Here is a 24,820-nt window from a genome sequence, read left to right on the forward strand (position 1 = left end):
CCTTGAGGATCGCGACGTCCTCCCGCAGACGCCGGTTCTCAGCCTTCAACGCCTTGATCTCGGCGGCCTCGTCACTAGTGACCCCTTCACGGGCACCAGCATCGATCTCGGCCTGCACGACCCACCGGCGCAGCGACTCACGTCCCACGCCTTCCTGACGGGCGACCGCCGCTATCGCGGCCGCCCGAGACGGGTACTCACTCGCGTGCTCCAGCACCAGACGCACCGCCCGGTCCTTCAACACCTGATCAGTTCTCTTCGGCATGGAAACCATCCTCTCAACTCAAAAGAGAACGGCACAAAACCCCAGGCGCTTCACACAGCAGCAATCGCCATGATCCCCGAAGCCACCCCCAGCACTACCAACCCGCCTCCCACTGGCGCTCCGTAGCGGCTGAGTCGCGAAATGCTGCCAACCCCATCGACCATTCCGATAATGGCGACAACCAGCGATGCACTTCCCACTGCAATATGTGTCCAGCGTCGCTCGTAGAGCAGCACTAAGCACCCGCCGGCAATCAGGATCAGCATCAGGCCCAGAAGCTCGAAGCCATCACCGTTGGTCACCGTGCTGAAGGAATTCATCGAAGTCTGCCCGATACTCACAACCGGCAAGAACAGCGACACGATTCCGAGTGCTGCCGCCCCGATGAGCACAAACGGTGCTCTGTCAACTGCGCGCAGCAGCACAGACCTGCTGTGATTCGCTTCTGGCACTTTTGAAGTAGTCGATAAATCAACCGCTGTCTGAACGTCGTCGCGACTCACCACCCACCTCCCCAACCTGACATATTGACATTATATGCCGCGTGAAGCTGTCAGCAGCAGGCGGATGCCTTTAACAAGCTGCGGCGCTGTCGTGCAGGTCTTCGGCGTTGTCGACCGCTCCGGCCACCCGTTCGGGCAGCAGAGCGAGACACACGAGGCTCAGCACCATCACCACGATCAGATAGATCGAGATGGACATCGTGCTGCCCGTGGCTGCCAGCAGGCGATTGGCGATCAGCGGGGAGAAGCCTCCCCCCAGAGCCGCACCCAGCTGAAACGCAAGCCCCACTGCGGTATAGCGCTGGGCCGCGGGAAACAGCTGTGCAAACCAAGTGACCACTGGTCCGAACATGATTCCAGACAAGGTAAAGCCAATGATCATCGCCAAAAGTGGCCCCGTCGAGCTCGCCTCCGCTCCGGTGCCAGCAGATCGGAACAACGGAAACATCGGCACCGCGTACAGTGCCAGGGCAACCGCGCCAGTAGCGATCACTGGTCGTCGCCCCACACGATCAGACAGGATGCTGCCCACGAGAATCGCGATGGCGTGCGCCAGACACCCCAAGAGCGTGCCCACGATCAGCATGCTTCGAGAAAGCCCCAGCCCATGGTTGTCGACAGCCTCAGAGCCATATGACAGCAGGAAGCTGAACAGCACGAACTGAAACGCATTGAATCCAAACACCACACCGGCGGCGCCAAGCAACCGAAGCCCTCCGGCACGTAGCGCGTCGACCAGGGGTCGACGTGAGACCTGAGTCTGGTCGCGCATCCGTTCGAACACCGGAGTCTCATCAACGTGCAGTCTCGTCAACAGACCGATCACCAGCACCAAGCCACCGAGCAGGAAAGGAACCCTCCAGAGCCCAGCGATCACCGCATCCATCGGAAAAGCCAACACCCCCAACACCGCGAGATTCGCCAGCCCTGCACCGATGGGGGAGCCCAGAGTGACGAAGCTGCCATAGAGCCCCCGACGGTCGGTAGGAGCATGCTCGATGGCAAGCAGCCCCGCACCACCAACCTCGCCGCCACGTGCTACCCCATGAGCCAGACGCAGAATCAGAAGCAACACGGGAGCGGTGACGCCGATGGAGTGGTAGTCGGGGAGCAGCCCCATGAGCACCGTGGCGACGCCCATCAGGGTGAATGTCGACACCAGGGTACGCTGACGACCAATGCGGTCGCCAAGGTGACCGAAGAGCACAGCGCCAACCGGAGCCATCAGAAACCCGACCGCAAAGGTCACAAACCCGAGAAATGCTCCGAACCACGGGTCGTCGACCACAAAGAATACCCGGTTGAACACCAGCGATGTCGCAGTCGCGTAGAGAGCGAAATCGTAGTATTCAAGAGCCGTGCCGGCGCCAGAGGCGACCGCGAGTCGGGTAAAGAGCCGAGTGCTGCTGGGGGTCGCAGTGCTCGTGGCGTTGGTTGCCATGTGCGTTTCCTTTCGCATCGCGCTCATGCGATGCATCTCATTCGCCGTCGCTGCGAGCGAGACCGCACAGATGACACGGGCCGCTCGAACGGCGGCCTGGTCGGGAGCTCCCGGTTATGACCGTCGTGCAGACGGCCACCACCACGCACCCTGTGCGCGGCAGACGCGCACAGATGCACCCTGCAGGGCACTGCGGTTGCGGTGGAGACTCATGGCAAGAACTTTACTCCATTCGCGCGCGCATCCGCGCCAACGTCAAAGAATCAGTCGCTCAGCTGCGCGCCAGTGTGCTCGCTCAGTACGAGAGCTGCAACGCCCGCGAGCAAGAACGCCACCGCGAACACCGCAAACAGCCAGCCGACGCCGGCGGCCGCCAACAGGGCAGGAACCAGCAAGGGAGCGATGATGGAGGCAATGCGGCCAAAGCCAGCGGCAAAGCCGGTGCCCGATCCACGAAGACGCGTGGGAAACACCTCAGGCGAGATCGCGTACAAAGCACCCCATGCGCCCAGGTTGAAGAAGCTCAGCAAGGCCCCAGAGACAAGCACCATGGTCAGTGAGCCCGCACTTCCGAAAAGGATGGCCGAGGCTGCCGATCCGGCGAGGAAGACAGCCAGCGTCGTACGTCGACCCCAGCGCTCGATCAACCACGCGGCCACCGCATACCCTGGCAGCTGAGCCAGAGTCATCAGCAGGGTATAGCCGAACGACTTGACCACTGAGTGCCCCTGGGCCGCCAGCAGCGAAGGCATCCAGATGAATGCCCCGTAATACGAGAAGTTCACGAAGAACCACACCAGGCTCAGTGCAACCGTGGCCCGAAGCTGCCCACCACGCCAGAGGTCTGCGAATCGCGAGGGGCGCTCAACAGCTGAGTCAGGGTGGTTCGAATGGATGCGATCGGCCGCTGGCGCACCACCAGAGACCTGGTACAACACTGGTGACTGTTCGAAACGCTCAACGACCGCTGTCGCCTCGTCGTGGCGCCCTCGAGATTGGAGAAAGCGAACAGACTCAGGCAATCCAGAACGCACGTATGCCGCATACAGGGCCGGAAGGGCACCGACGGCGAAAGCGAGGCGCCACCCCCAATCGCCGAGCGGCACCACGAGGAAGCCGAGGAAGGCAGCTACCAGCCAGCCAATGGCCCAGAATGCCTCAAGAATCACCACGATTCGACCGCGAATAGCGGGGGGAGCGAATTCACTGACATATGTGCTGGCAACCGGCAATTCGGCCCCCAAGCCGAGTCCGATGATGACCCGGAGCACGAGCAGCACCGCCAACGAGGATGCGAAAGCGGCCAAAAGCGAGCCCAACCCGAAAATCACCAGCGTCAGTGCGAAAACGCTGCGACGGCCCAGACGATCGGAAAGACGCCCGCCAAGCAGCGCACCAACCGCCATACCGATAAAGCCCAGAGACACAATCAGGCCAGTATCGCCTGAGCTCAGCGCCCACTGTTCCTTCAGCACGACAATCACGTATGAAATCAGTGCAACATCGAGGGCGTCTAAGGCCCAACCTGAGCCAGATGCGACCAACAGATGCCGATGTGCCTTGGTGAACGAGAGGCTGTCAAGTCGGTCGGTCAGAGATCGCCCATGGGTGTCATCGTCGATTCCGTGCAGCGGGGGAGAAGAACTCATAGCCGCAATGATAGTACACGTTTGAACAGGTACACCAAAACAGAACGAGACGGATTCTGGATCGCAAAACGGGCAGCCCCTCGAAAGGGACTGCCCGTTTTGATGAGGAGTTCAACCTCAGTGGTGCGCGTGCTCCGCAGCTTTGAGCTCCTCTGGAGTGACCGGCTTCACACGATCCTCAAAGAAGAAGCGAGTGAACCAAGCGCGCCGGCGATCCTTGTTGTAGATCTTGCCGTCAGCCCGCGGGCGCACAACCACCGGAACGTTCTCGTCGAACGACACGATCTTGTAGCGCTCGTACTCGTCAAGCGGACGGTGCAGCTCTTGGAACTCGCCGTGCGGCAGACGCAACACGTGACCAGTCTCGGTGCCATGGAGCACCAGATCGCGGTCTTTGCGCTGCAGTGCCAAGGCAGTGCGCTTGGTGATCACGAACGCGATGATCGGGCCGAGAATCAGGTTGGCCTGCAACACGTGCGTCACCAAGAACACGTTCCAGTGGAAGAACACGCTCATCACGTCAGACGAGGCAGCGGCCCACATCGTGGCGTAGAAGGTGATGCCAGCGGCACCGAGAGCCGTGCGAGTCGGGGCGTTGCGCGGACGATCAAGCACGTTGTGGTGACGCTCGTCGCCGGTGACCCACTTTTCGAAGAAGGGGTAGAGCAGCAGTGCCGCAATGAACCCGCCCAGCAGAATCACCGGAACGATGATGTTCATCGAGAAGGTGAAGCCGCCAATCGAGAACTCCCAGCCCGGCGGGATCAGACGCAGGGCGCCATCGGCGAAGCCGATGTACCAGTCGGGCTGTGTACCAGCAGAAACCGGTGACGGATCGTACGGGCCGTAGTTCCAAATCGGGTTGATGGTCACCGTGGCGGCGATCAGTGTGAGTACGCCGTAGACGATGAAGAAGAAGCCGCCGGCCTTTGCCGCGTAGACCGGCAGAACGGGGTAGCCCACCACGTTGTCCTCACGCGAACCCGCCTTGGGGAAGTGCGTGTGCTTGTGCACCACCACGAGCAGCAAGTGCACTGCCACCAGAGCGATGATCAGTGCTGGAATCAGCATGATGTGCAGCATGTACAGGCGGTTGATCAGGTCTGTACCGGGGAACTCGTTGCCGAAGAACAGGAACGAGAGCCAGGTGCCGATGAGGGGCAGGCCCTTCATCAGACCGTCTATGATACGCAGGCCGTTACCCGAAAGCAGGTCATCGGGCAGTGAGTACCCGGTGAAGCCGGCACCCATGCCGAGCACCCACAGGCCAACGCCGATAACCCAGTTGATCTCACGCGGCTTGCGGAATGCGCCGGTGAAGAAAATACGGGCCATGTGGAGCGTTGCCGCTGCGATGAACATCAGGGCCGACCAGTGGTGCAGCTGACGCATCAGCAGGCCGCCGCGGATGTCGAACGACAGGTCGAGCGTTGAGTTGTAGGCTGCAGACATGCTGATGCCCTTCAACGGCAGGTAAGAGCCGTCGTAGACGGTCTCGACCATCGACGCCTGGAAGAACAGCGTCAGGAAGGTGCCCGAGATGAGCAGCGCAACAAAACTGTAGAGCGCGACCTCACCGAGCATGAACGACCAGTGATCGGGGAAGATCTTGCGGCCGAACTCTTTGACGACAGCGGCGATGCCGGTGCGCTCGTCGACGTAGTCAGCGAGACGACCCGTCTTCGTCGTGGGTTTGGTGTTCACTGTGGTGCTCAACGTTCAATCTCCCAGAAGCTCGGTCCGACGGGTGCCTTGAAGTCGCCCTTGGCGATCAGGTAGCCCTCGCTGTCAACGGTGATGGGCAGCTGGGGCAGCGGACGATTGGCCGGGCCGAACACGACCTTGGCGCCGTCAGAGATGTCGAATGTCGACTGGTGGCACGGGCACAGCAGGTGGTGCGTGTGCTGCTCAACGAGTGCCACCGGGCAGCCGACGTGCGTGCAGATCTTGGAGTAGGCGAGAATGCCGTGGTACCCGTCTTCGGCCCCTTCGACGATCTCATCTTCGGGCAGACGAACCAGCAGCACGGCTGCCTTCGACTTCTCGATGATCTTCTGAGAGTGCGGCTCGACCTCGGCGAGGTTGCTGGGCACTACGTGGAAGGCAGAGCCCAACTGCACGTCTTCGGCCTTGATCGGCTCACCGCTGGTGTCGTGCACCAGGCGCAGGCCGTTCTCGTCGCCCCAGATGGTGTGGCGAAGCTTTTCGGCGGGATCAGTCAGCCCCTGGCTCACTGGGGCGAGATCGCGCAGCAGCACGATGCCCGGCAGCGGAGCCACAATCGCAGCGCCAATCAGCGAACGACGCAACACCTTGCGCTTCGTGAAGCCGCTCTCTTCATCAGCCTGCTGCAGAATCTCGACGGCACGCTCGCGAGTCTCATCTGATGAGCGAGGTGAGTGACGCTCTTCTTCGATCTCTTGGGCGGGCATGAGCTGACGAGCCCACTGCACGGCGCCGATGCCAATGGCCAAGAAGGCGAAGGCGATCGAGAGGCCGAGCCAGAGGTTGTTCGGGTGAACAGTGCTGATGTCATCGCCCTTGATCGGCAGAGCGATGTAGAAGACGATGGCCAGCACACTGGCGACGGCCGAGAGGATGAACCACCAAGTGATCTGTGTCGCGGCGCGACGCGCCACTTTGGGATCAACGTCGGTGCGGCGGTGAGGGCTGTGCTCCTCGATGCCTGGGTTCTCGAACTTTTCGTCGAGGACGACAGCCGTCGACTGGGCCTCGTGCCCAGCGTCTGGAGTGATATCAGTTTTCGATGACATAGTGCTCTCTCCGCTCAGTTCGCCCGTGACCCGAGCCAGACGGTGAATCCGATGACGGCACCAAGGCCGATGATCCAGATGAACAGGCCTTCAGCGACCGGGCCGATCGACCCCAAGTCAAAGCCACCGGGGGAGGAGTTGGTCTCGACGTACTTCAGGTACGAGATGATCTCGGCCTTCTCTTCGGGCGTCACGTTGGTGTCGTTGAACACGGGCATGTTCTGCGGACCGGTGATCATGGCCTCGTAGATGTGCGTGGAGGTCACACCCATAAGTGAGGGAGCGTACTTGCCCTCGGTCAGTGCACCACCAGCACCCGCAACGTTGTGGCACATGGCGCAGTTGACGCGGAACAACTCGGCACCGTTGGAGACTTTGTCAGCGTCTGTGGCGTCAACCTCGTCTTCGACATCCGGGATCTCTGGGCCTGAGCCAACGCTTGCGACGTATGCTGCGAGTGCTGAGATCTGATCGTCGGTGAACTGCACAGTTTTCACCTGAGCCTGGGGCCCTTGCGTCTGCATGGGCATACGGCCAGTGCCGACCTGGAAGTCGACCGAGGCAGCGCCGACACCCACGAGGGAGGGGCCTGCGTCAGTGCCCTGCAGGTTGAGTCCGTGACAGGTGGCGCAGTTCGCCTGGAAGAGCTTCTGGCCTTCGTCGACGGTGCTCTGCGTCACCGTTGCGGTCGCCTCAGTGTCATTGGCGCCGATCTGTGCTACGGCAGCATAGCCACCGCCGGTCACCGCGAGGCCCACAGCGAGCAGGCCGACGGTTGCGAGGGGTCCACGGCGTCGAGCGCGACGCTTCGTGGTCGAGGTCTTCTTAGTTGTGCGAATCTTCATGCCTGAATCTCTCTAGTCTCAGCCGATCAGCGGAAGGATGTAGACGGCGGCGAACAGGATCAACCAGACGACGTCGACGAAGTGCCAGTAGTACGAGACCACGATGGCACTCGTCGCATCGTGATGGCCGAACTTACGAGTGGCATACGAGCGCCCGATGATCACCAAGAAGGCCATGAGGCCACCGATCACGTGCAGAGCGTGGAACCCTGTGCCGATAAAGAAGGCTGACCAGAAGGTGTCAGTTGCGGGGGTGATGCCCTCGCTGACCAGCGTGGCGTACTCGAAGACCTGCCCGGTGACGAAGATGGCACCCAGCACATAGCTGATGAAGAACCAGCGGGTCAGCCCCCAGTTCTTCATGCCTTTGCCCGTGTTGCGGTGCTGCATACGCTCGGCGGCGAAGACGCCGAACTGGCAGGTGACCGACGAAAGCACCAGAATGACCGTGTTGATCGCCGCGAAGGGGATGTTCAGCACCTTAATGCCGTCACTCCACTGACCGGTCGAGGTCGACCAGAGGGTGAAGTACACCGCGAAGATCGCGGCGAAGAACATGACCTCGCTGGCAAGCCAGACGATGGTACCTACTGCAGTAGCGCTCGGACGATTAATGCTGGTCGGCGCAGTCTTCTTGGAAATAGCTGTACTGGACACGTTAACCATTATGGCCTATGAATCAACCATGTCTTGACCAAACGGGCTGCGTGTGGCAGAAAACCCGCGTACCCTCGCCAGAAATCCATTTCGCGCCATGGGAGATAGGGGAGAGGACCTGCCAGATTGCACTGCGACAGCGGCGTAGAATCAACGCATGTCATCTGCAATCACCTGGCCTACAGTCATCTCCACCCTCGTCGACGGCGTCGATCTCACCGCAGATCAAGCGCGTTGGGCGATGGATCAGATCATGTCCGGTCATGCCGACCCCGCAGCGATGGGCGGCTTCTTGGTGGCGCTGAAGACCAAGGGGGAGAGCCTGACCGAGGTCGAGGGATTCATCTCGGCGATTCTCGATCATGCGGTGCCGCTCGACGTCGATCGCGACGCCGTCGACATCGTGGGCACTGGCGGCGACCGCTCCGGTACCGTCAACATCTCTTCTATGGCCTCGATCGTCATCGCCTCGACCGGAGTGAAAGTCATCAAACACGGTAATCGCGCCGTAAGTTCACGTTCGGGGTCTTCTGACTTCTTCGAAGCTCTGGGCATCGACATCACGGCCGAGCCTGACCGAGTCGCCGAGATCTTCGCTCGCACGGGTATTGGGTTCGCGTTCGCACCGACCTACCACGGCGGCTTCCGATTCGCCGGCCCGGTGCGCAAAGCACTCGGCGTGCCCACCGTGTTCAACTTCCTGGGGCCGCTGAGCAATCCCGCTCGGCCTCATATCAACGCATTGGGTGTTGCTGATCCGCGCAGGGTTCGCCTGGTCGCCGATCTGCTCGCGACCCGCGGTGACGTCGGCCTGGTCTTTCGTGGTGAAGACGGCCTCGACGAGCTCACAACGACAGGCCCCAGCGTGCTGCTGCAGGTCGATCGTGAGGGCGAGCTCACTGAGTACCAGCTCGACCCCGAAGACTTGTCGATCGCTCCGGCTGACCTCGAAGATCTCGTCGGCGGCGATGCTACGGAGAACGCCGCCATCGGCCGAGCGTTCTTCGACGGGGAGACCGGCTCTGTGCGCGACATCGTGTTGCTGAACGCAGCTGCTGGCCTGGTTGCCGCAGATCTTTGGCATACTCCTGAGTCAGCCTCTCGCGGCGTGACTGATCGCTTCACTGAGAAGCTCGAGATCGCAGCACAGGCAGTTGACAGCGGCGCTGCCAAGGCCAAACTCGACGAATGGGTACAGGCTTTCGCGAGCTGACCCGACACATTCGGCTCACCGGTCAAAATACTGGTCTGGCGCAAAATAGCTCTCGAGGCGCAGCACCGTCATGCTCTGTGACGGCGACTGCGCCTCGGGTGTTTGTGTGGCTGGTCGCTGTGTCACCTGATGCATCGGTGTGCGGCGGGCGGATAGCCGTGGCGGCAGACCTGTCGGGTGGCGCGTGGGTGCGCCTACAAGTGGCGGCAGCGGCACATCGTGCGGCAAATGGCCGAGTGCAAGGCGTTGCGTGTTCTCGTGAGGCAACCACGCGGGTTGGCTGGAACGTGAGTCATTCTGCGCATTCATCTGTCGAGCATCCCAAAGGCGACCACTCGCGCCAAGAGCCAGCGTGAACGTGTGGAGAGAATCGCGCACTCCATACGCTGTGCAGAGTCAGTGGAGGAGAGTCGCAAAACGACGTCGTCACACCCGAGTATGACATAACATACATTATCGGCAGTTATGGCAGGTGCTCGCCAAGACATCAACGGGGCCGTCCAACTCCTTGGACGACCCCGAGAGACGACTCCTGAGAGCTCAGCTCTGAGTGAAGATCGACGTATCGCCAACGAGTTTGATGTGATCAGCCGGAACTGGCTCGATCACCGCGTCACGAATCTCCGCAGCGAACTCTTCGACGCTGTAGAGATGACCGACCTGCTCGGTGCGTGCCTCGAGCACACCCGGGTTGCTGCGGTTGAGCAGCGTCGCCGTGACGGTGCCGACGATCATGTCGCCAGACACGACCACGAAATCGATGCCGCGAGCCTCAAGCTCTGGGATGCGCGCCCGCAGCGCAACCTCGCCGGCGCGCTTGGAGACCGCCACTGGGCGATACTCCGGCAGCGTGTCGACTGTGTCGATAAAGTGCGCTTGGTGACTGGTGATGAACACGACGCGCGACCCCTCGTGCAGCAGCGGCTCAGCCAGGTCAAGCGCGCGCACCTGGGCATCTCGATTGAGCTGCAGTGCGTAGTCTTCTGCGACGTTCTTCTCCATGCCGCCCGAGGCGTTGAGAATCAGCACGTCGAGCGTGCCGAGCTCGCGGCGCACGGTGTCAAACAGCGCGGTCACTGAGTCTGGATCGGTCAGGTCGCCTTGGGCCACCACGGCCTGTCCGCCGGCGGCTCGCACCCGCTCGGCAACCTGTTCAGCTCGTTTGGCCTTGTCGCGGTAGTTGATCACAACGGTGGCGCCGAGCGCCCCCAGAAGTTCGGCTGTCGCAGCCCCAATGCCGCGAGATGAGCCGGTGATCAGCACAGTCTTGCCCGCCAGCGGCGTGCCCTGAATGGTGGTCTCGGTCACAGTGACCCCTTTCGTCTCGGCACGAGGTTACCAGCCGCGAATGAACGACCGCAGATCCACGCCGCATCACTGCGAGAGTCGCCCGGGAACAAAACTGCCATCACGACAGTTAAGATGGTTGGATGCCCACGCCCCCTGTGGGCGTCCAATGACATTGAACGATCGAATGAGAGCGCATACGTGAGCACGTCCACCGGCAAGAAGAAGAGCGATCCCCCGGCACAGCGCACCCCATGGGACATGCTCCTTGAGCGTCGCAGCGAGAAAGAGCTGCAAGAGATTCTCGACGAGCGACTGGCCTACCTGCGTGATCGCCGCAAGCGCGCCCTTGAACTCTCGCATATCAAGAGCGACCCCAACGAGCAGTAGCTCGCCGCGCTAACGCTGGTCTGACGCGGTTCGACCACGGCGCACACGCAGAGCCGCCCGCTGAACGAGTGCACCCGCAGCAACCAGCAAGGCCCCCACTTCAACGACGGGCCCCATCAGCTGCGAAGGCGCCCAGGCATCGTGCAGCGGCACGGTCGCGATCATCGCCCCGGAGGTGAAGTCCTCTAGCGAGGCGAGCTGCGCTCCCCCGGCATCGATGATCGCACTCGACGACACGGTCGACACATTCACCACTGATCGCCCAGCGGCCACAGCCTGTGCGCGGGTGATCGCCAGCTGTTGAGCGGCCTCATCCGAATGCCCAAAGTCGGCGTTATTCGTTGGAGCCAGAATCACCTGCGCTCCCCCGCTGACCAGACCGCGCACGAGATCGCTGTCACTGGTTTCAAAGCAGATCAGCACACCGGCGTTGACGCCAGCCACATCGAGATTTCCGCTGGCCTGCCCAAAGCTGAAGCCGCGCGGCACCAGATCAACCAGATCGGGTGCCAGCGGCCGCCACAGCCAACGATCAGGCATGTACTCGGCGAATGGCACCGGATGACGTTTGTCATACACCTGTGTCGGGCCTACGCCAGGCAGCCAGACAATCACCGAGTTGTACACGTCGTCGCCACGCGTCGTGACGCTGCCCAGCACCAGCGGCCGACCCATACGGTCGACGAACTCAGTCACCGCAGCACGGGCTGAGGCGTTGCGCAGCACATCGAGATCGACGGCGTTCTCGGGCCAGACCATCACGTCGAAGTCTTCGTCGACCACCGCCTCGGCGGCATCCAAGTGGTTGCGCAGAATAGTTCCCGGCGTTTCGTTCGAGAACAGACCGGCATTGGCGTTGCCCTGCACCGCAGCCACACGCAGCTGACCCTGCGCCGAAGTCACGCTGCCCCACGCGGGCACCAGCGCCCAGACTGCGACCGCGACTGCACCGCCCAGCCACGCCCGCCACCTCGGAAAACGCCAGGTCAGCATCCAGCACACCGGCAGCACGCTCACGAAGACCACCAACCCGCTCAGCGCTGGCAGGCCGATCCACGAGCTCAGGCTGAGCAGAGGCGAGTATGACTGCGTCCATGAGATATGCCCCCAGGCGAAACCGCCGTAGGGCACTCGTGACGACAGCGCCTCGCGAGCCACCCAGACAGCTGCCCACAACGCAGCCAGCAGCGCAGGATGCGCGAGCCGGGCCATACCGCGCCGCACGAACCAGCCGGCCAGCCCGAGGCCCAGGGCCCATTCGAGCGACATGAACAGCCCCAATGCGAGCCATGGGACGGCGCCCAGGTACATCGTGAGCCACTCGATATGCAGTAGCCAGAACGTGGCTGCGAACACGAATCCGGTGGCCGTCGCGGCCCAGAACCCCACGCCCAGCGTCGCCCAGGCCACGAGGGCGAGAGCGGCGAACGCCAACGGCCAGGCAGCGACCGGCTCGAACGCCAAGGTGAGCACCCCTCCGGCCGCAGCCGCAGTGATCAAGCGCACCAGCGCATCCATGCGCATCTCGTGCCGCAGCAGCGATCGCACCCGCACCGCCGACATCAGCTGACGCTCGAGTACTCGACGATGCCGCGCCGCAGCAGCTCGCAAGCTGCGCGCGCTGTGACACCGACCCCCTCTGGTTCGGCCTGAGAGATTTGATCGAGCAGATCGATGACCATCTTCATCAGGCGCACGAAATCGCCGGCGGGCAGTTCAGCCTCGGTGAGCACGTTGTCGAGTGTGCCGCCACGGCTCCAGCGCAATACCGCGGTGCACACCAGCGCATTCGGCTCCGGGTTGCGCGGCAGGTCGTGGCGCTCTTCAAGCGCGTCAACATCGGCCCAGATCGCGACGGTGTCGACGTAGGCCTGCTGCAGTGCACCCTTCGGCAGCTGCGCCTGCTCATCGCTGCGATCTCGGCGGGGCTCGTAGACCAAAGCCGACACGAGCGCCGCGAGTTGATCGGCGCCAAGTTCGCGCCACACACCGCGGCGCAGACACTCGGCCACCACCAGGTCTCGCTCGCCGTAGATTTTGTCGAGCACAGCAGCAAATTCGGTCACCGTGATGTCATCGGCCGTCGCGCCGCGCTGCAAGTAGCCGAAATGCTCGAGTACCCGCACCACACGGTCGAAAGTGGCAGCGATGTTGCCCACGCGGTGTTCGATCTCACGCTGCAAGTCATCACTGGAACGCCGCAGCCGATGCCATCGCTCAGCCCAACGCGCATGCTCTTCTCGGTCTTCGCGGTGGTGCGCGGGATGCTGCTGCAGCTCGGTCTTGAGCGCGCGGGCCTCGCCGATTAACTGCTCACGGCGGTTGGAGCTGCGCCGTTGCTTCTTCGACAGACCCTGAATCTCACGATCGACGTCGCTCAGGCGGCGACGCAGGTCGAAGTACTCGCGCAGCTCGGGATCGTCAAAGCCTGCAGACTCGGCGTAGCCCTCGAGAGACCCGCGCTGCTCTTTGAGTTTTCGAGCCAGACCGACGACCGACCGATCAGCCTGAAACTGGGCAAACGACGATTCGAGAATGTCACGAGTACGGGTGAGCCCCACCGAACCGATCAGATTGACCGCCATATTGTACGTGGGCCGGAAGCTCGAACGCAGTGGATACGTGCGTTTGCTGGCCAACGTGGCCACCCGCTCCAGGTCGAGGCCCGGCTGCCAGACGATCACGGCATGGCCCTGATCATCGATACCGCGGCGCCCGGCCCGCCCCGTGAGCTGGGTATACTCCCCCGGAGTGATCGGCACTTTGGCCACACCATTGAACTTCTCGAGTTTCTCGAGCACCACGGTGCGCGCGGGCATATTGATGCCGAGTGCCAGAGTCTCGGTGGCAAACACCACCTTGACCAAACGCCGTTGGTAGAGCTCTTCGACGGTCTCTTTGAAAGCCGGAAGCATCCCTGCATGATGTGCGCCGACGCCGCGAAGCAGCGCCCCTCGCCAGCTCTTATAGCCCAGCACTTCACGATCGGCCTGGGGAATATCACCGGTGTGTGCTTCGATGATGCGCTTGATCTGATCGCGCTCTTGCCGGTCGGTGAGACCGATGCCGGCCAGCATGCACTGCCGCACCGCGGCGTCGCAGCCGACCCGGCTGAAGATGAATCCGATCATCGGCAGCAGATCTTCGCGTTCGAGCACACGGATGAGGTGGGCACGGTCGACGTGCTGGCCTCGGTCTCTGCCGCGCCGCTGGCGGTCTCGGTTCGACTTCGGCCCAGAGAGCCCGCCGAGTCGAGCCAGCCCAGAAGTCAGCCGGCCCTCGTGTCGAGGATCGAACAGCTCGACCAGCTCGCCTTTGACCAAGACATGCTGATTAAGTGGCACTGGGCGAAATTCTGAGACGATCACATCGGTGTGCCCACGCACCTCTTGTAGCCAGGCGCCGAACTCTTCGGCGTTGCTCACCGTGGCACTCAGGCTGATGATGCGAACGTGCTCGGGCAGCTGAATGATGATCTCTTCCCAGACTGGCCCCCGAATGCGATCAGCCAGGTAGTGCACTTCGTCCATCACCACGAAAGCGAGATCGTCGAGGGCACCGCTGCGCTCGTAGATCATGTTGCGCAGCACCTCAGTGGTCATGACCACGATGGGCGCAGCTTTGTTGATGTTGTTGTCGCCGGTCAGCAGGCCGACTTGGTCGTCGCCATAGCGGCGCTGCAGTTCGTGGAACTTTTGATTGCTCAGCGCCTTGATCGGTGTCGTGTAGAAGATGCGCTCACGGCGGGCCGACTGCATGGTGAGATACACCGCGAAGTCGGCCACGATCGTCTTGCCCGCACCTGTCGGGGCAGCGACCAGCACGCCTCGACCGGCCACGATGCTGGCGGCGGCGTCGAGCTGAAAATCGTCGAGCGCGAAGCCGACCGTGCGTTGGAAGGCGAGAATCTCATCGGCGAGCGGAGCGTGTGGTTCAGACATGCGACTCATCATCCAGCAGCGAGTCATCGTCGAGGAACTCGGCATTGCGCCGCGCCACACGGCGATCGTTCCACAGCGCGAACAGACCGGCCAACAGGTAGAGCGCCAGCATCGGTGTTGACAGCAGGAACATCGAGACGATGTCGGTGGGCGGTGTGATAAAGGCGGCGAAGATGAGCGCCACGACGATTGCGACACGCCACCCCTTGAAGATGGCCTTGCCGCTGAGCACACCGACGAGGTTGAGCAGCACCAGCAACAGCGGCAATACGAACCCGATGCCCATGAACAGCATCAGATACATGATGAATCTGATGTAGATATCGGCCGAGACCAGCTGAGTGTCGTTCTCGCCGGCAAAGCTGGTGAAGAAGCTGACCAAATTGGGCAGCGCAAACCAGCCAAAGGTGCAGCCGGTCAGAAATAGCGGCACACCGATGCTCACGAACGCGAGTGCGCCGATCTTCTCTTTGCGCTTAAGCCCCGGCACCAGAAAGCCCCAGATCTCCCAAAGCAGCACGGGCGAGGCCAGCACAATGCCAGTGACCATGGCAATGTGCATACGCACGTTGAACGGCCCCGAGATATCTTGATAGTTGATCTGCGTCTGTCGACCGCTCGTGTGCATCACGATCTCGAGAGGTTCGCGAAGCGCACCAAGGATGTACTCAGAAAGAAACCAACCGGCCACTGCGGCGACTGCGACCGCGATCAGACTGACCACGAACCTCCGCTGCAGCTCGGCCAAATGTTCCCCGAGCGGCATGTTGCCGTCGCGGGGTCTGCGTCGTGCCACCGCCGTGTGCGACTACTCGGGCTTCGCCGAGGAGTCGTCTGCGCTCTTGGGCGTCTCAATCTTTGCCGCAGCACGTGCTTCGTCTGCCGCTTTGTCGTCTTCGAGGCCTTTGACCTCTTTGCGAAAGACACGCAGCGACTGCCCGAGGCTCTTGGCCAGGCCGGGCAGCTTCGGGGCGCCGAAAAGCAAGAGGACGACCAGAATGATGACGACGATCTGCCAGGATTTCATCGGTTTACGCTCCCATGTTCATGTACCGCTTCAGTATACGGATCGGCCTCCCCCGTCTGGCCACTCGGTCTCGTTGTATGACGTGAAACGAGACCTCCTCGACGATAGCGCATGCGCGCGAGTCGTGCCGCGACAATGCGACGATGCTGCGCGGCCTCGATTTCTTCTTCACTGAGTGCGTCTTCCAGCGCGCGGCGGCGAGTCTGTTCGTCGTCGGTGACGCGCCGCAGCGTCACCAGCGCGCGTTGCAGCGGCGAAGTCGTCTCTGCCAGCCGTTTGAGCTCACCTTCGAGCTCGTGCGCACTGCGGCGCACCTGCGACACTGCAACCGAGATGACCACCGCCGCGGCGATGATCAAACCGGCATACACTCCGATCCAAGCCCACAGACTCATGCGTTCTCACCGTCCTCGTCGTCTTGCGCATCATAACGGGCCAAGGCGGCAACCGCATGAGCGTGCACTTGATCGCGCACCTCGTCAGGGCCCAGCACACGCGCATGACCAGCCAGGCTGGCCACGTGTCGAACCAGGGCAGCGACCGACGCAACCGAAACGGTGCAGCGCACCGGCCATCCTGCGGCCGCAGACGGCTGAATGCCAAATGCCACAAGAATCGGCGCCCCTTCGCCGTCGACCTCGAGGGTGACTTCAGCCGGCTGACGGTCGTGTGCGGCGACTGGCAGTTCTGCGCCGCTGGTCTGCCCAACATCTGACATGCGATCGATGCGGAAGGTGCGCGATCTTGGGGCTCCCTCTGGCGTGACGGCATCGATACCGACCAAGTACCAGACTCCCTGTGAGAGGCGAAGGCTGCGCACCTGGGCGACGCGATGCGACGGGCGACCGGCAGCATCGACATAATCGAACTCGACTGCCCGCCCCTCTGCTCCGGCGGCTCGCAGCTGCGCGAGCAGTTCGCGATCGCGCTCGGGCTCTGTGTCGGCCGCGACCACTCCCCCAAGTCTGGCGGCGAGCTGCTGCGCTCGCACGGCCTGTTCGTCAGGCAGCACTGCGGCAAGATAGTTCAGTGCGGCAACCAGAGCGGCAAGCTCGGTCGTGGTGAATCGCTGTACCCGGTTGAGCCCCACCGAGTGGGTGATCGTCACTTCGTCGCGCAGCTCGAAACCGTCCCAGTCGATGTCGAACAGATTGAGATGGTCATAGGTGCCGGTTTCGCCGGGTACGCCGCTGACGGCGATGGTGCGCACGCTGTCGCGCACCTGTTTGGCTGGCACATCGAACCACTCGGCAATCTCGGTGACTGAAGCCCCGGGATTAGCCAGCACCCACGGCACCAGCAAGGTCAGAAAGCCCAAGCGGTCGTTAGAAGAGACGCTCATACCGGGGCCTCACTGCCCTCTGCCGGTGCTGCGTGGTCGGCTGCCAGTCTGCGCAGTCGGTCGATCACACCCTGGCGCAGCGCCGCGGGCGAATGCACGAGCACATCGGCTCCGAAGCCGGCCAGCTCGTCGGCAAGCAGACCAGCATCGGTGTAGTGCATCTGAAAGAGGCCGTCGCCGATTGCCTCGAGTTGGTCGGCAAGGCGCACACTGGCCTCAGTGGCAGGGCGCACTTCGAGCTCAGCCACGTTGGTCTTCCACTGCTCGTCGAGTCCGTCGCGAGCGGCCTTCGCCCAAGCACTCTGGTCGCAACGGTCGGCGATTTCGCGTGCTGACGCCCACGATGTGTCTGGTGCAGGTGCCGAGGCATCGGCTGCACGTACCAAGCCAACCATGCGCTGCAACAGAAAGGTTCGGGGCTGCGCGAGTGGCACATCCACAGCATGCAGATACCAGCGACCGTGAAACAGCAGCACCGCGACGGGAATGACCAGACGGGTGAGGGCATCAACGTGATGCTGCGTGTGGTACTCAAACTCGAGCGGTGTGCGGGTGAGCACGCTCTGCTGCACCAGGTGCAGGTTGGGCTCGTAGACGGCAAGCTCCGGCAGGATGCCCGGTTCAAGCGGCTGCCTTGGCGCGCCTAACGCGCGGGCTCGGGCGCGTACCCCACTCGCCTGCTGCTGATCGAGGGTGCCCAACAGCACGGTCGCCGCGGTGATCAGCGAGAGGCTCTCGTCGTCGAGGTCGTCGGGCAGCGACGAATCCTGCTCGCTGATGTGGTAGCGAATCAGCTGATTATCGCCCGGGGCCGACGGATCATCAGTGGCGATCACCTCAATGCCGAGTTTGCGCAGTGCCTCTTTGTCACGCTCGAACTTGCGATCGAGCGAGGCGGGCTGAGCGCCAGCACGCTGTTCCTCGGCGTAGCCGGCGACCGTCTCGAGAATGCGCCGCTTGGTCAGGCCGAAGCGGGTGTGCTGGAGCGCCAGAATGAGGTTGAGCTGACGCTCGTGTGCTGGCAGCGCCGCCATCTCACTCGGTCTTCGCCACGATCTGCAGCACGTCGACGACGAACAGATCGCCGTAGCCGGCGTCTGCGGCAGCCGGAATGTGCATGATCACTTGGGAACCGACTGGCAGGCCACGAATCGCATCGTCGATGGCCGCAGTGATCTCGTTGGAGCTGTCACCCACATGCTCGCCGCCGAGCTGACCGGTCTCCCAGGTGGAGTTGATCACCATGCTCGAGCGCTTGGCGACGGTGGTGTCGTACTGCACAATCTGCATGTAGACGACGTCGTCATCTTGCACCACCTGATCGCCGTCGCCCTTGATGAGCACGGCTGATGCCGGAGCGTCGTCTGATGAGTAGGAGCTGTCGAGCACGAGACCGGGTTGCCCATTGGTCGCCCGCACCACCTGCGGGAACCCGGCCACTGGAGCCTGCTCGGCGCCATGGGCCCGTGCCAGGAAGACATCGTCGACCGAGCCGATGATCACGATGCTGGTGGTGGTGTCGGTGAGCTCGACCCCCGGGATGACCAGTGTGAACACGTCACCGGCTCGCAGACCGTCGAGAGCCTCAGAGAGCGGTTCGTAGACCGTCGAGAGCCCCAGCGAGGCGATACCGTCGGCAGTCGCAGGAGAAAGTGTGGTGGCGTCGCCGAGCGATTCACCAGTGTCGAGTCGGAAGTAGCTGATGCTCAGCTGCACGGCGTCGGTGTCAGGGTCGAACCAACGCCCGTCGCCACGGCTGCCGATCGTCAGCTGAGGGCTGTCGGTGCTGAGATCGGTGCGCCCGGTGATCGAGCTGCGATCGCTGGAGTAGTCGGCCACCGAAACGGCGTTCGACACGTCGCCAGCGGCGATGCGCTGCTCGCGTGCGGTGCTCGAGCACCCCGCCAGTGCACCGGCAGCGAGTGCGACGGCAATGCCAGCCGCGGCGAGTTTGGACAATGTGCGCATGCGTGTCTCCATTCCGGGTAACAGCTTAGTCGTGCAGCCGTTGTTCGCGTTCGGTCTGCGCCAGGCGCACCGTCTTTCGCAGGCGTTTCTCAGAGGTCTGACGTGTGCCGATGGCACCGGGGGTCCAGACGGCCATGTCTTCTGGGTCGTAAGCCTCCTTCGACGGGCGTCGTGCAATATCGGGCAGACGCACACCGGGGGCGAGCAGACGCGCAGAGAGCAGAAAGCCCGTGTGCCCGATCATGCGGTGTTCGGGGCGCACTGCCAGCCCTTCCACGTGCCAATCGCGTACCAAGGTTTCGCTGGCCCTCGGGTCGGTGAATCGCTCAGTGTCTCTGATCGCCTCCATGACGCGCGAGAGCTGAGTGACTGTGGCCACGTAGACGACGAGCACACCGCCGGGGCGCAGCGCGGCGACCACAGGGTCTAGCGTCTCCCAAGGCGCAAGCATGTCGAGCACCACGGCGTCGGCCGTGCCGTCATCGACCACCGAGGGCAGCTGTTCCTGCAGGTCACCCACGGTGAGCGTCCAGTTTTCGGGACGATCACCGAAGTGCCCGCTGACATTCGCCTCCGCGATGTCGGCAAATTCCTGCCGCCGTTCGAACGAGAACAAGTGGCCGCTTTCGCCGAGTGCACCGATCAGCCACAGACTGAGCGCGCCAGAGCCCACGCCGGCCTCAACCACACGCACACCGGGATGCACATCGGCGAGGGCGAGAATCTGCACGGCATCCTTCGGATAAATGATGGCTGCCCCGCGTGGCATCGAGATCACCTCGTCGACCAGCAGCGGTCGCAGCGCTAGGTATTCGGCACCGAGCGTGCTGGTGACGACGCTGCCGTCAGGATGCCCGATCAAGTCGTCGTGTCGGATCGCACCTTTGTTGGTGTGAAACTCGCGCCCCGGCACAAGCACGAGCGTGTGCATGCGCCCCTTGGGACCGGTCAGCTGCACTTTGTCGCCGGCGTGCAGCAGCGAGCGGTCGGTGCGGTCAGGCATGGGTGGTCCTCTGGGTGAGCAGTGCGTTCAGGTCATCGATGGTGATGCCCTCGTGCGAGGGCCACAGTGTGAAGTGGTCTGCCGGTTCGATCGGGGCCACACACGGCACGACCACTGTGGTGAGCCCGGCCGAGGTGGCGCTGGTCAGCCCGGGCACGGAGTCTTCGAAGGCGACGCTGCGCTCGGGTGCGACGCCCAACTGCGCAATCGCTCGCAGGTACGGTTCGGGATCGGGTTTGCCCCGGCTCACGAGATCGCCAGAGACGACGACATCGAACAGATCGCCTGACGCCCGAGCCACCCGCTGGGCGTTGTCGGCGTATGACATGGTGACCATCGCCTGTGGAATACCCTGCTCGTGCAGATGTGCCAGCAATTGCTGCACGCCGGGTCGCCACGGCACGCCGTCAGTGATCACCCGTTGAGCCACCGCTGAGCTGATGCGGGTGATGACCTCATCGACGGGAAGTGCCACGCCAGCACTGATCAGATGCGCTGCCGTGCGGTCGAGAGAGCTGCCGATGACCGCTGCGGCGAGCTGTTCGCTCCAAGTGCCGCCGAACTCAGCGACCAGCGCATATTCCGAGTCGATCCAGTAGCGCTCGGAGTCGATGAGCGTGCCGTCGAGATCCCAGCAGACCGCCTGCAGCGTGTTGTCGGCGCTCATGCCTGCGCATCCGTGGTCAGATCGATGCCGAGCAGCGCGAGTGCTGCCTGCGCAATGAGCTCTGGTGCCTCGGGGCTGTCGGCCCAGGCGTCGAGCACTGCCAGGGCGCGCGGCGCATCAAGGTCATTGGCCAGCGCTTGCCGTAGGTTGGCCAGCACCGGGTTGTCGGCCTTCTGCGAATGATCGCTGCCGGCCATTGCCACTCGCCAAGCGGCGCGCCACTCGCCGAGTCGCTGCTGCGCGTCAGGCACCGTGCGCTCAGTCCACTCCCAGTCGCTGCGGTAGTGGTGCGAGAAGATCGCAGTGCGCACGACATCTGCTTCGACCCCAGCCTCACGCAGCTTCGACACGAACACGAGGTTGCCGAGCGACTTGCTCATCTTGCGGCCCTGATACGCGATCATGCCGGTATGGCTGTACAGGCGTGCCAGCGGCAGCTCGTTCAACGCAGTGGCATGCCCGGCAGACATCTCGTGGTGCGGAAAGATGAGGTCGCTGCCGCCGCCCTGCACGTCGAAGTCACTGCCGAGCGCTGCCTCAGAAATCACCGAGCACTCGATATGCCAGCCCGGGCGCCCGTCGGGCAAGCCGACGACCGCCCATGACGGCTCGCCCTGACGGGCTGCTCGCCACAACAGCGGATCGAGACGACTGCGCTTGCCAGCTCGCCGGGGGTCGCCACCGCGTTCGGCGAACAGCCGCAGCATGGTGTCTTCGGAGTAGTGCGACTCTTCGCCCAAGGTCCAGGCGGCGCATTCCTGCTCTGCCGCAGCCACATCAAAGTAGATGTCTTCGGCGGCGTCTTCGCTCTCGACCCGGTACGCGAAGCCGCGCTCGATCAGCTGCAGTACGGCTTGGCCAATCGCATCGACCGACTCGACCACCCCCACATAGTGCTGGGGCGGCACAACCTGCAGCCACTGCATGTCGCTGCGGAACAGGTCGATCTGATCGGCGGCGAGCTGTTCCCAATCGACACCGGTCTGAGCGGCCCGCTCGAGCAGCGGATCATCGACGTCAGTGACGTTCTGGGTGTAGTCGACGATGATGCCGTTGTCGCCGAGCGTTCTCACGAGCAGGTCGTAGGCCAAGTACGTGGCGGCGTGGCCGATGTGCGTGGCATCGTATGGCGTGATGCCGCACACATAAAGGCTCGCTCGGCGTCCATCACGGCTGACCGGCTGGTTCTGCTGCGTGACGGCATCATGGATGCGCGGTGCCACACCCGCCCCGGGCAGGCGTTGCAGCGTGGGTTTCGGCCAACTCTTCACGGATCGAGCCTACTATGCACTGATCGTGCCGGTGCTCAGCAGCACGATGAGCGCAACACCGAGCACCACACGGTAGACGACGAATGGCGCGAACGACCCGCGCTGCAGGTATTTCATCAAGCGGTCGATGACGAACCAGCCCACCAAGAACGAGACGATCGTGGCAACCGCGGTGGGCCACAGCTCGGGAATGTCATGGGTGTCGCCGCGCACCGACTGAATCAGCTGGAACACACCGCTGAGGATCACCGCGGGCACCGCGAGATAGAACGAGTACTTGGCTGCCGTGGGGCGGTCATATGCCAGCGCCCGACCGGCGGTCGTGGTGCCGCCCGAACGCGAGACTCCGGGAATGAGTGCCAATGCCTGGGCGAGACCCATCAACAGACCGTCACGCAGCGTGAGGTCGGCGAGACCACGCTTCGAAGGCGCCCAGCGGTCGACGGCGCCGAGCACGAGACCGAAGACGATAAGCATGATGGCCACGATCCACAGGCTGCGCAGAGTGGTTTCAATCTGGTCTTTGAACACCACGCCCAACACGCCGATCGGCAGCGTGCCGATGATCACCACCCAGCCGAGCCGAGCATCCTGATCGTCACGCGGAATGCGCCCGATCAGCGCCAGCCACCAAGCACGAACGATACGCACGATATCGTGCCAAAAGTACACCAGCACCGCAGCTTCGGTGCCGAGCTGAATGATCGCGGTGAACGCGGCCCCGGGGTCGCTGAGCCCGGGCATGAACTCCCCTACGATGCGCAGATGCGCACTCGACGAGATGGGCAGAAACTCAGTGAGCCCCTGCACCAGCCCCAGAATCAGAGCCTCGAAAATCGACACGCGTAGCCTCTCTGGTGGTGTGGTGAACGACCACCTGACTATACCCCCGAGCGGCGCGGTCGCAGAACTGGCGCAGGCTCAGAATCGGCGCAGGAAGTCGCCCAGCGCTGCCTGGCCGAACTCCAGCGCCGACAGCGGAATGCGCTCGTCGACCGCGTGGTACGAACCGGGAAAGTCAAAGTCGGCGTCAACTTTTGTGGGCACCCAGCCATAACCGGTGATGCCGAGCTGCGACAGCGAGACGTTATCGGTGCCGGCATTGAGCAGGTAGGGCAGCACGGCGGCCTCGGGGTCGTGCTCGGCCAACGTCTTGGTGATGGCCTCGATGACCTCACCGGCGAAGGGCGACTCGTACCCGATGCCCTGCTCGATGATCTCGATGTCGATCTCGTCGCCGATGAGTTCGCGCAGCTTGGCGAACACTTCGTCTTCGCGGCCGGGCAGCGGCCGCAGGTCGATTTTGGCCTCGGCGGATGCGGGAATCACGTTCTGTGCATACCCTGCGTCGATCACAGTCGGGTTTGAGGTATTGCGGATCGTGGCGCTGAGGAAGGCTGTGGCATGCCCTGCCTGGGCGAGCACCTCTTCGGGAGAGGCGCTTTCGGGCAGGTCGGCCAGGTCGCGCAGACGGTCGAGCAGTGTGCGCGTTGTCTCGGTGAGTTCGATAGGCCATTCGTAGGCGCCGATGGCTGCGACTGCGCGCGCAATCTTGGTGACGGGGTTGTCGCGGTTCCAGGCCGAGGCGTGCCCGGCGGTACCCGAGGCGTGCAGCCTGATCCAGGTGTGCCCTTTTTCTCCGGTCTGCACCAGATAGGCACGACGCCCGTTGGGCAGCTGCACCGAGTAACCGCCGACCTCGCTGATGGCCACCTTGGCGTCAGCCAACAGCTCCGGGTGATGACGCACCACCCATTGCGCACCTTGTGGCCCACCGGCCTCCTCATCAGCGAAGAAGGCCAGAATGACGTCTCGTCTGGGGCGAATGCCGTGTGCAGTGAAATCGTGCAGATTGGCCAGGATGAGCCCGAGCATGTTTTTCATGTCGACGCTGCCACGCCCCCACAGGTAACCGTCTTTGATCACACCGCCGAACGGGTCGACACTCCAATGCGTGGGGTCTGCCGGCACCACGTCGGTGTGCCCGTGCAGCAGCAGAGGCGGCAAGCTTGAGTCACTGCCCGCCCAACGGGCGATCACGGATGGCCGGGCCGGGCCGTCGACGCTGGCGGGCGGCCCGATGACCACCGGTTCGAGCCCCTGCTCACGCAGAAACTCCGCGATGTAGTCGGCTGCCGGCTGCTCGCCACGGGCCTTGCCACCGCCGAAGTTGCTGGTGTCGAAGCGAATCAGATCTTGCACGATGCGGGCCACGAGCGGCAGAGATGCGTCAGTCATGGGCTCATCGTAGCCGGGCTGTACCCCAGCTGGCTGTTGCATGACGAGATGAGACATGACCTGCTCTCGCCCAGACGGATGAAAGCCACGTTGCAGCATAGGTTCAGCGGGCTCGCCAGCCGGATGAATCGCCGAGCAGTCGCGTGAGTTTCACCAGACCGGCGGAATCGTGCTAATGTTCCATGGTGGTCGTTCGCGGCCGACACAGCACTGCGCTGTGGTCACCTGCCCGGGTGGCGGAATAGGCAGACGCGCTAGCTTGAGGTGCTAGTCCACATATTTAGTGGGTGGGGGTTCAAGTCCCCCCTCGGGCACGAAACGAAGGCTCTGAGATCGCAA

At 63.0% G+C, this 24,820-nt stretch carries 24 protein-coding genes and 1 tRNA gene; 3 read left to right on the plus strand and 22 right to left on the minus strand.

The features are described 5' to 3' along the window. The 8 genes from G557_RS0100005 to ctaE form a co-directional block, all read right to left on the minus strand. On the minus strand, positions 1-265 hold a 265-nt coding region (locus tag G557_RS0100005), incomplete at its 3' end, for a transposase (protein ID WP_028244463.1). 50 nt (positions 266-315) lie between these two features. Further along, positions 316-768 (minus strand): hypothetical protein, encoded by a 453-nt coding sequence (locus G557_RS0100010; RefSeq protein ID WP_156877029.1) that lies wholly within the window; start codon positions 766-768, stop codon positions 316-318. Between the two features lie 70 nt (positions 769-838). Continuing rightward, a complete protein-coding gene (locus tag G557_RS0100015) occupies positions 839-2,209 on the minus strand; it encodes an MFS transporter (protein WP_028244465.1) in 1,371 nt (456 codons plus the stop codon). 263 nt (positions 2,210-2,472) lie between these two features. Next, a complete protein-coding gene (locus tag G557_RS0100020) occupies positions 2,473-3,858 on the minus strand; it encodes an MFS transporter (RefSeq protein WP_051223929.1) in 1,386 nt (461 codons plus the stop codon). Between the two features lie 117 nt (positions 3,859-3,975). Next, positions 3,976-5,574: a cytochrome bc1 complex cytochrome b subunit gene (qcrB, locus tag G557_RS0100025; protein ID WP_028244467.1), complete on the minus strand. Its 1,599-nt coding sequence runs from the start codon at positions 5,572-5,574 to the stop codon at positions 3,976-3,978. Further along, complete coding sequence (gene qcrA / locus G557_RS0100030; protein WP_036960152.1) at positions 5,571-6,632, minus strand: cytochrome bc1 complex Rieske iron-sulfur subunit; 1,062 nt, start codon at positions 6,630-6,632, stop codon at positions 5,571-5,573. The genes qcrB and qcrA overlap by 4 nt, the downstream gene beginning before the upstream one ends. 14 nt (positions 6,633-6,646) lie before the next feature. Continuing rightward, positions 6,647-7,477 carry a cytochrome bc1 complex diheme cytochrome c subunit gene (gene qcrC, locus G557_RS0100035; RefSeq protein WP_051223931.1) on the minus strand — a complete coding sequence of 277 codons (831 nt, stop codon included), beginning with the start codon at positions 7,475-7,477 and terminating at the stop codon, positions 6,647-6,649. Positions 7,478-7,495: 18 nt separating this feature from the next. Then, positions 7,496-8,143 carry an aa3-type cytochrome oxidase subunit III gene (gene ctaE / locus G557_RS0100040; protein WP_036960155.1) on the minus strand — a complete coding sequence of 216 codons (648 nt, stop codon included), beginning with the start codon at positions 8,141-8,143 and terminating at the stop codon, positions 7,496-7,498. 148 nt (positions 8,144-8,291) lie between these two features. Between ctaE and trpD the strand changes: the two genes are divergently transcribed. Beyond that, the gene (gene trpD / locus G557_RS0100045) at positions 8,292-9,347 is read left to right on the plus strand and encodes an anthranilate phosphoribosyltransferase (protein WP_028244471.1); all 1,056 of its coding nucleotides are present in this window, start codon (positions 8,292-8,294) and stop codon (positions 9,345-9,347) included. A 540-nt stretch (positions 9,348-9,887) separates the two neighbouring features. Here the strand turns inward: trpD and G557_RS0100050 are convergent. Further along, positions 9,888-10,655: an SDR family oxidoreductase gene (locus G557_RS0100050; protein ID WP_028244472.1), complete on the minus strand. Its 768-nt coding sequence runs from the start codon at positions 10,653-10,655 to the stop codon at positions 9,888-9,890. Between the two features lie 114 nt (positions 10,656-10,769). Here G557_RS0100050 and G557_RS10560 point away from each other — a divergent pair, with 114 nt between their 5' ends. Next, entirely contained in the window at positions 10,770-11,024 is a 255-nt protein-coding gene (locus tag G557_RS10560; RefSeq protein ID WP_084626863.1) for an RNA polymerase-binding protein RbpA, read from the plus strand. A 9-nt stretch (positions 11,025-11,033) separates the two neighbouring features. Here the strand turns inward: G557_RS10560 and lnt are convergent, their stop codons facing one another. From lnt to G557_RS0100120, 13 genes are all read right to left on the minus strand, one after another. Further along, entirely contained in the window at positions 11,034-12,587 is a 1,554-nt protein-coding gene (lnt, locus tag G557_RS0100060) for an apolipoprotein N-acyltransferase (RefSeq protein WP_051223933.1), read from the minus strand. Further along, a complete protein-coding gene (locus G557_RS0100065; RefSeq protein ID WP_036960158.1) occupies positions 12,587-14,965 on the minus strand; it encodes a DEAD/DEAH box helicase in 2,379 nt (792 codons plus the stop codon). Before G557_RS0100065 ends, lnt begins: the two co-directional genes overlap by 1 nt. Beyond that, positions 14,958-15,761 carry a twin-arginine translocase subunit TatC gene (gene tatC, locus G557_RS0100070; RefSeq protein WP_156877030.1) on the minus strand — a complete coding sequence of 268 codons (804 nt, stop codon included), beginning with the start codon at positions 15,759-15,761 and terminating at the stop codon, positions 14,958-14,960. Before tatC ends, G557_RS0100065 begins: the two co-directional genes overlap by 8 nt. A 12-nt stretch (positions 15,762-15,773) precedes the next feature. Continuing rightward, a complete protein-coding gene (tatA, locus tag G557_RS0100075; protein WP_028244477.1) occupies positions 15,774-15,992 on the minus strand; it encodes a twin-arginine translocase TatA/TatE family subunit in 219 nt (72 codons plus the stop codon). Continuing rightward, positions 15,989-16,387, minus strand: coding sequence for a hypothetical protein (locus tag G557_RS0100080; protein WP_028244478.1), 399 nt, complete (start codon positions 16,385-16,387; stop codon positions 15,989-15,991). The genes tatA and G557_RS0100080 overlap by 4 nt, the downstream gene beginning before the upstream one ends. Continuing rightward, positions 16,384-17,334 (minus strand): helix-turn-helix transcriptional regulator, encoded by a 951-nt coding sequence (locus G557_RS13145; protein ID WP_028244479.1) that lies wholly within the window; start codon positions 17,332-17,334, stop codon positions 16,384-16,386. The genes G557_RS0100080 and G557_RS13145 overlap by 4 nt, the downstream gene beginning before the upstream one ends. Next, positions 17,331-18,368 (minus strand): helix-turn-helix transcriptional regulator, encoded by a 1,038-nt coding sequence (locus G557_RS0100090; RefSeq protein WP_028244480.1) that lies wholly within the window; start codon positions 18,366-18,368, stop codon positions 17,331-17,333. Before G557_RS0100090 ends, G557_RS13145 begins: the two co-directional genes overlap by 4 nt. A gap of 1 nt (position 18,369) precedes the next feature. Then, positions 18,370-19,302: a hypothetical protein gene (locus G557_RS0100095; protein ID WP_028244481.1), complete on the minus strand. Its 933-nt coding sequence runs from the start codon at positions 19,300-19,302 to the stop codon at positions 18,370-18,372. Between the two features lie 25 nt (positions 19,303-19,327). Beyond that, positions 19,328-20,305, minus strand: coding sequence for a tRNA (adenine-N1)-methyltransferase (locus G557_RS0100100; RefSeq protein WP_036960163.1), 978 nt, complete (start codon positions 20,303-20,305; stop codon positions 19,328-19,330). Further along, positions 20,298-20,972: an HAD family hydrolase gene (locus G557_RS0100105; RefSeq protein WP_028244483.1), complete on the minus strand. Its 675-nt coding sequence runs from the start codon at positions 20,970-20,972 to the stop codon at positions 20,298-20,300. The genes G557_RS0100100 and G557_RS0100105 overlap by 8 nt, the downstream gene beginning before the upstream one ends. After that, entirely contained in the window at positions 20,969-22,243 is a 1,275-nt protein-coding gene (mshC, locus tag G557_RS0100110) for a cysteine--1-D-myo-inosityl 2-amino-2-deoxy-alpha-D-glucopyranoside ligase (protein ID WP_028244484.1), read from the minus strand. The genes G557_RS0100105 and mshC overlap by 4 nt, the downstream gene beginning before the upstream one ends. 12 nt (positions 22,244-22,255) lie before the next feature. Further along, positions 22,256-23,086: an undecaprenyl-diphosphate phosphatase gene (locus G557_RS0100115; protein ID WP_028244485.1), complete on the minus strand. Its 831-nt coding sequence runs from the start codon at positions 23,084-23,086 to the stop codon at positions 22,256-22,258. Between the two features lie 78 nt (positions 23,087-23,164). After that, a complete protein-coding gene (locus G557_RS0100120) occupies positions 23,165-24,481 on the minus strand; it encodes a M20/M25/M40 family metallo-hydrolase (RefSeq protein WP_028244486.1) in 1,317 nt (438 codons plus the stop codon). A 227-nt stretch (positions 24,482-24,708) separates the two neighbouring features. Between G557_RS0100120 and G557_RS0100125 the strand changes: the two genes are divergently transcribed. After that, positions 24,709-24,795, plus strand: a tRNA-Leu gene (locus G557_RS0100125). Positions 24,796-24,820 lie beyond the last annotated feature (25 nt).

It is taken from the genome of Pseudoclavibacter soli DSM 23366, assembly GCF_000423505.1.
Taxonomy (GTDB): domain Bacteria; phylum Actinomycetota; class Actinomycetes; order Actinomycetales; family Microbacteriaceae; genus Pseudoclavibacter_A; species Pseudoclavibacter_A soli.

Bases quoted from the DNA above. Each gene is read 5' to 3' on its own strand.
- lnt (WP_051223933.1), bottom strand. From the start codon at position 12,587: ATGTCGGCGGTGCGGGTGCGATCGCTGCTGCGGCACGAGATGCGCATG.
- G557_RS0100080 (WP_028244478.1), bottom strand. From the start codon at position 16,387: ATGAGTCTGTGGGCTTGGATCGGAGTGTATGCCGGTTTGATCATCGCC.
- G557_RS0100100 (WP_036960163.1), bottom strand. From the start codon at position 20,305: ATGCCTGACCGCACCGACCGCTCGCTGCTGCACGCCGGCGACAAAGTG.
- G557_RS0100095 (WP_028244481.1), bottom strand. From the start codon at position 19,302: ATGCGCACATTGTCCAAACTCGCCGCGGCTGGCATTGCCGTCGCACTC.
- G557_RS0100015 (WP_028244465.1), bottom strand. From the start codon at position 2,209: ATGGCAACCAACGCCACGAGCACTGCGACCCCCAGCAGCACTCGGCTC.
- tatA (WP_028244477.1), bottom strand. From the start codon at position 15,992: ATGAAATCCTGGCAGATCGTCGTCATCATTCTGGTCGTCCTCTTGCTT.
- trpD (WP_028244471.1), top strand. From the start codon at position 8,292: ATGTCATCTGCAATCACCTGGCCTACAGTCATCTCCACCCTCGTCGAC.
- qcrC (WP_051223931.1), bottom strand. From the start codon at position 7,477: ATGAAGATTCGCACAACTAAGAAGACCTCGACCACGAAGCGTCGCGCT.
- G557_RS0100065 (WP_036960158.1), bottom strand. From the start codon at position 14,965: ATGTCTGAACCACACGCTCCGCTCGCCGATGAGATTCTCGCCTTCCAA.
- G557_RS0100090 (WP_028244480.1), bottom strand. From the start codon at position 18,368: ATGGCGGCGCTGCCAGCACACGAGCGTCAGCTCAACCTCATTCTGGCG.
- G557_RS0100120 (WP_028244486.1), bottom strand. From the start codon at position 24,481: ATGACTGACGCATCTCTGCCGCTCGTGGCCCGCATCGTGCAAGATCTG.
- qcrA (WP_036960152.1), bottom strand. From the start codon at position 6,632: ATGTCATCGAAAACTGATATCACTCCAGACGCTGGGCACGAGGCCCAG.
- ctaE (WP_036960155.1), bottom strand. From the start codon at position 8,143: ATGGTTAACGTGTCCAGTACAGCTATTTCCAAGAAGACTGCGCCGACC.
- G557_RS0100105 (WP_028244483.1), bottom strand. From the start codon at position 20,972: ATGAGCGCCGACAACACGCTGCAGGCGGTCTGCTGGGATCTCGACGGC.
- G557_RS13145 (WP_028244479.1), bottom strand. From the start codon at position 17,334: ATGAGCGTCTCTTCTAACGACCGCTTGGGCTTTCTGACCTTGCTGGTG.
- G557_RS0100020 (WP_051223929.1), bottom strand. From the start codon at position 3,858: ATGAGTTCTTCTCCCCCGCTGCACGGAATCGACGATGACACCCATGGG.
- G557_RS10560 (WP_084626863.1), top strand. From the start codon at position 10,770: ATGGTTGGATGCCCACGCCCCCTGTGGGCGTCCAATGACATTGAACGA.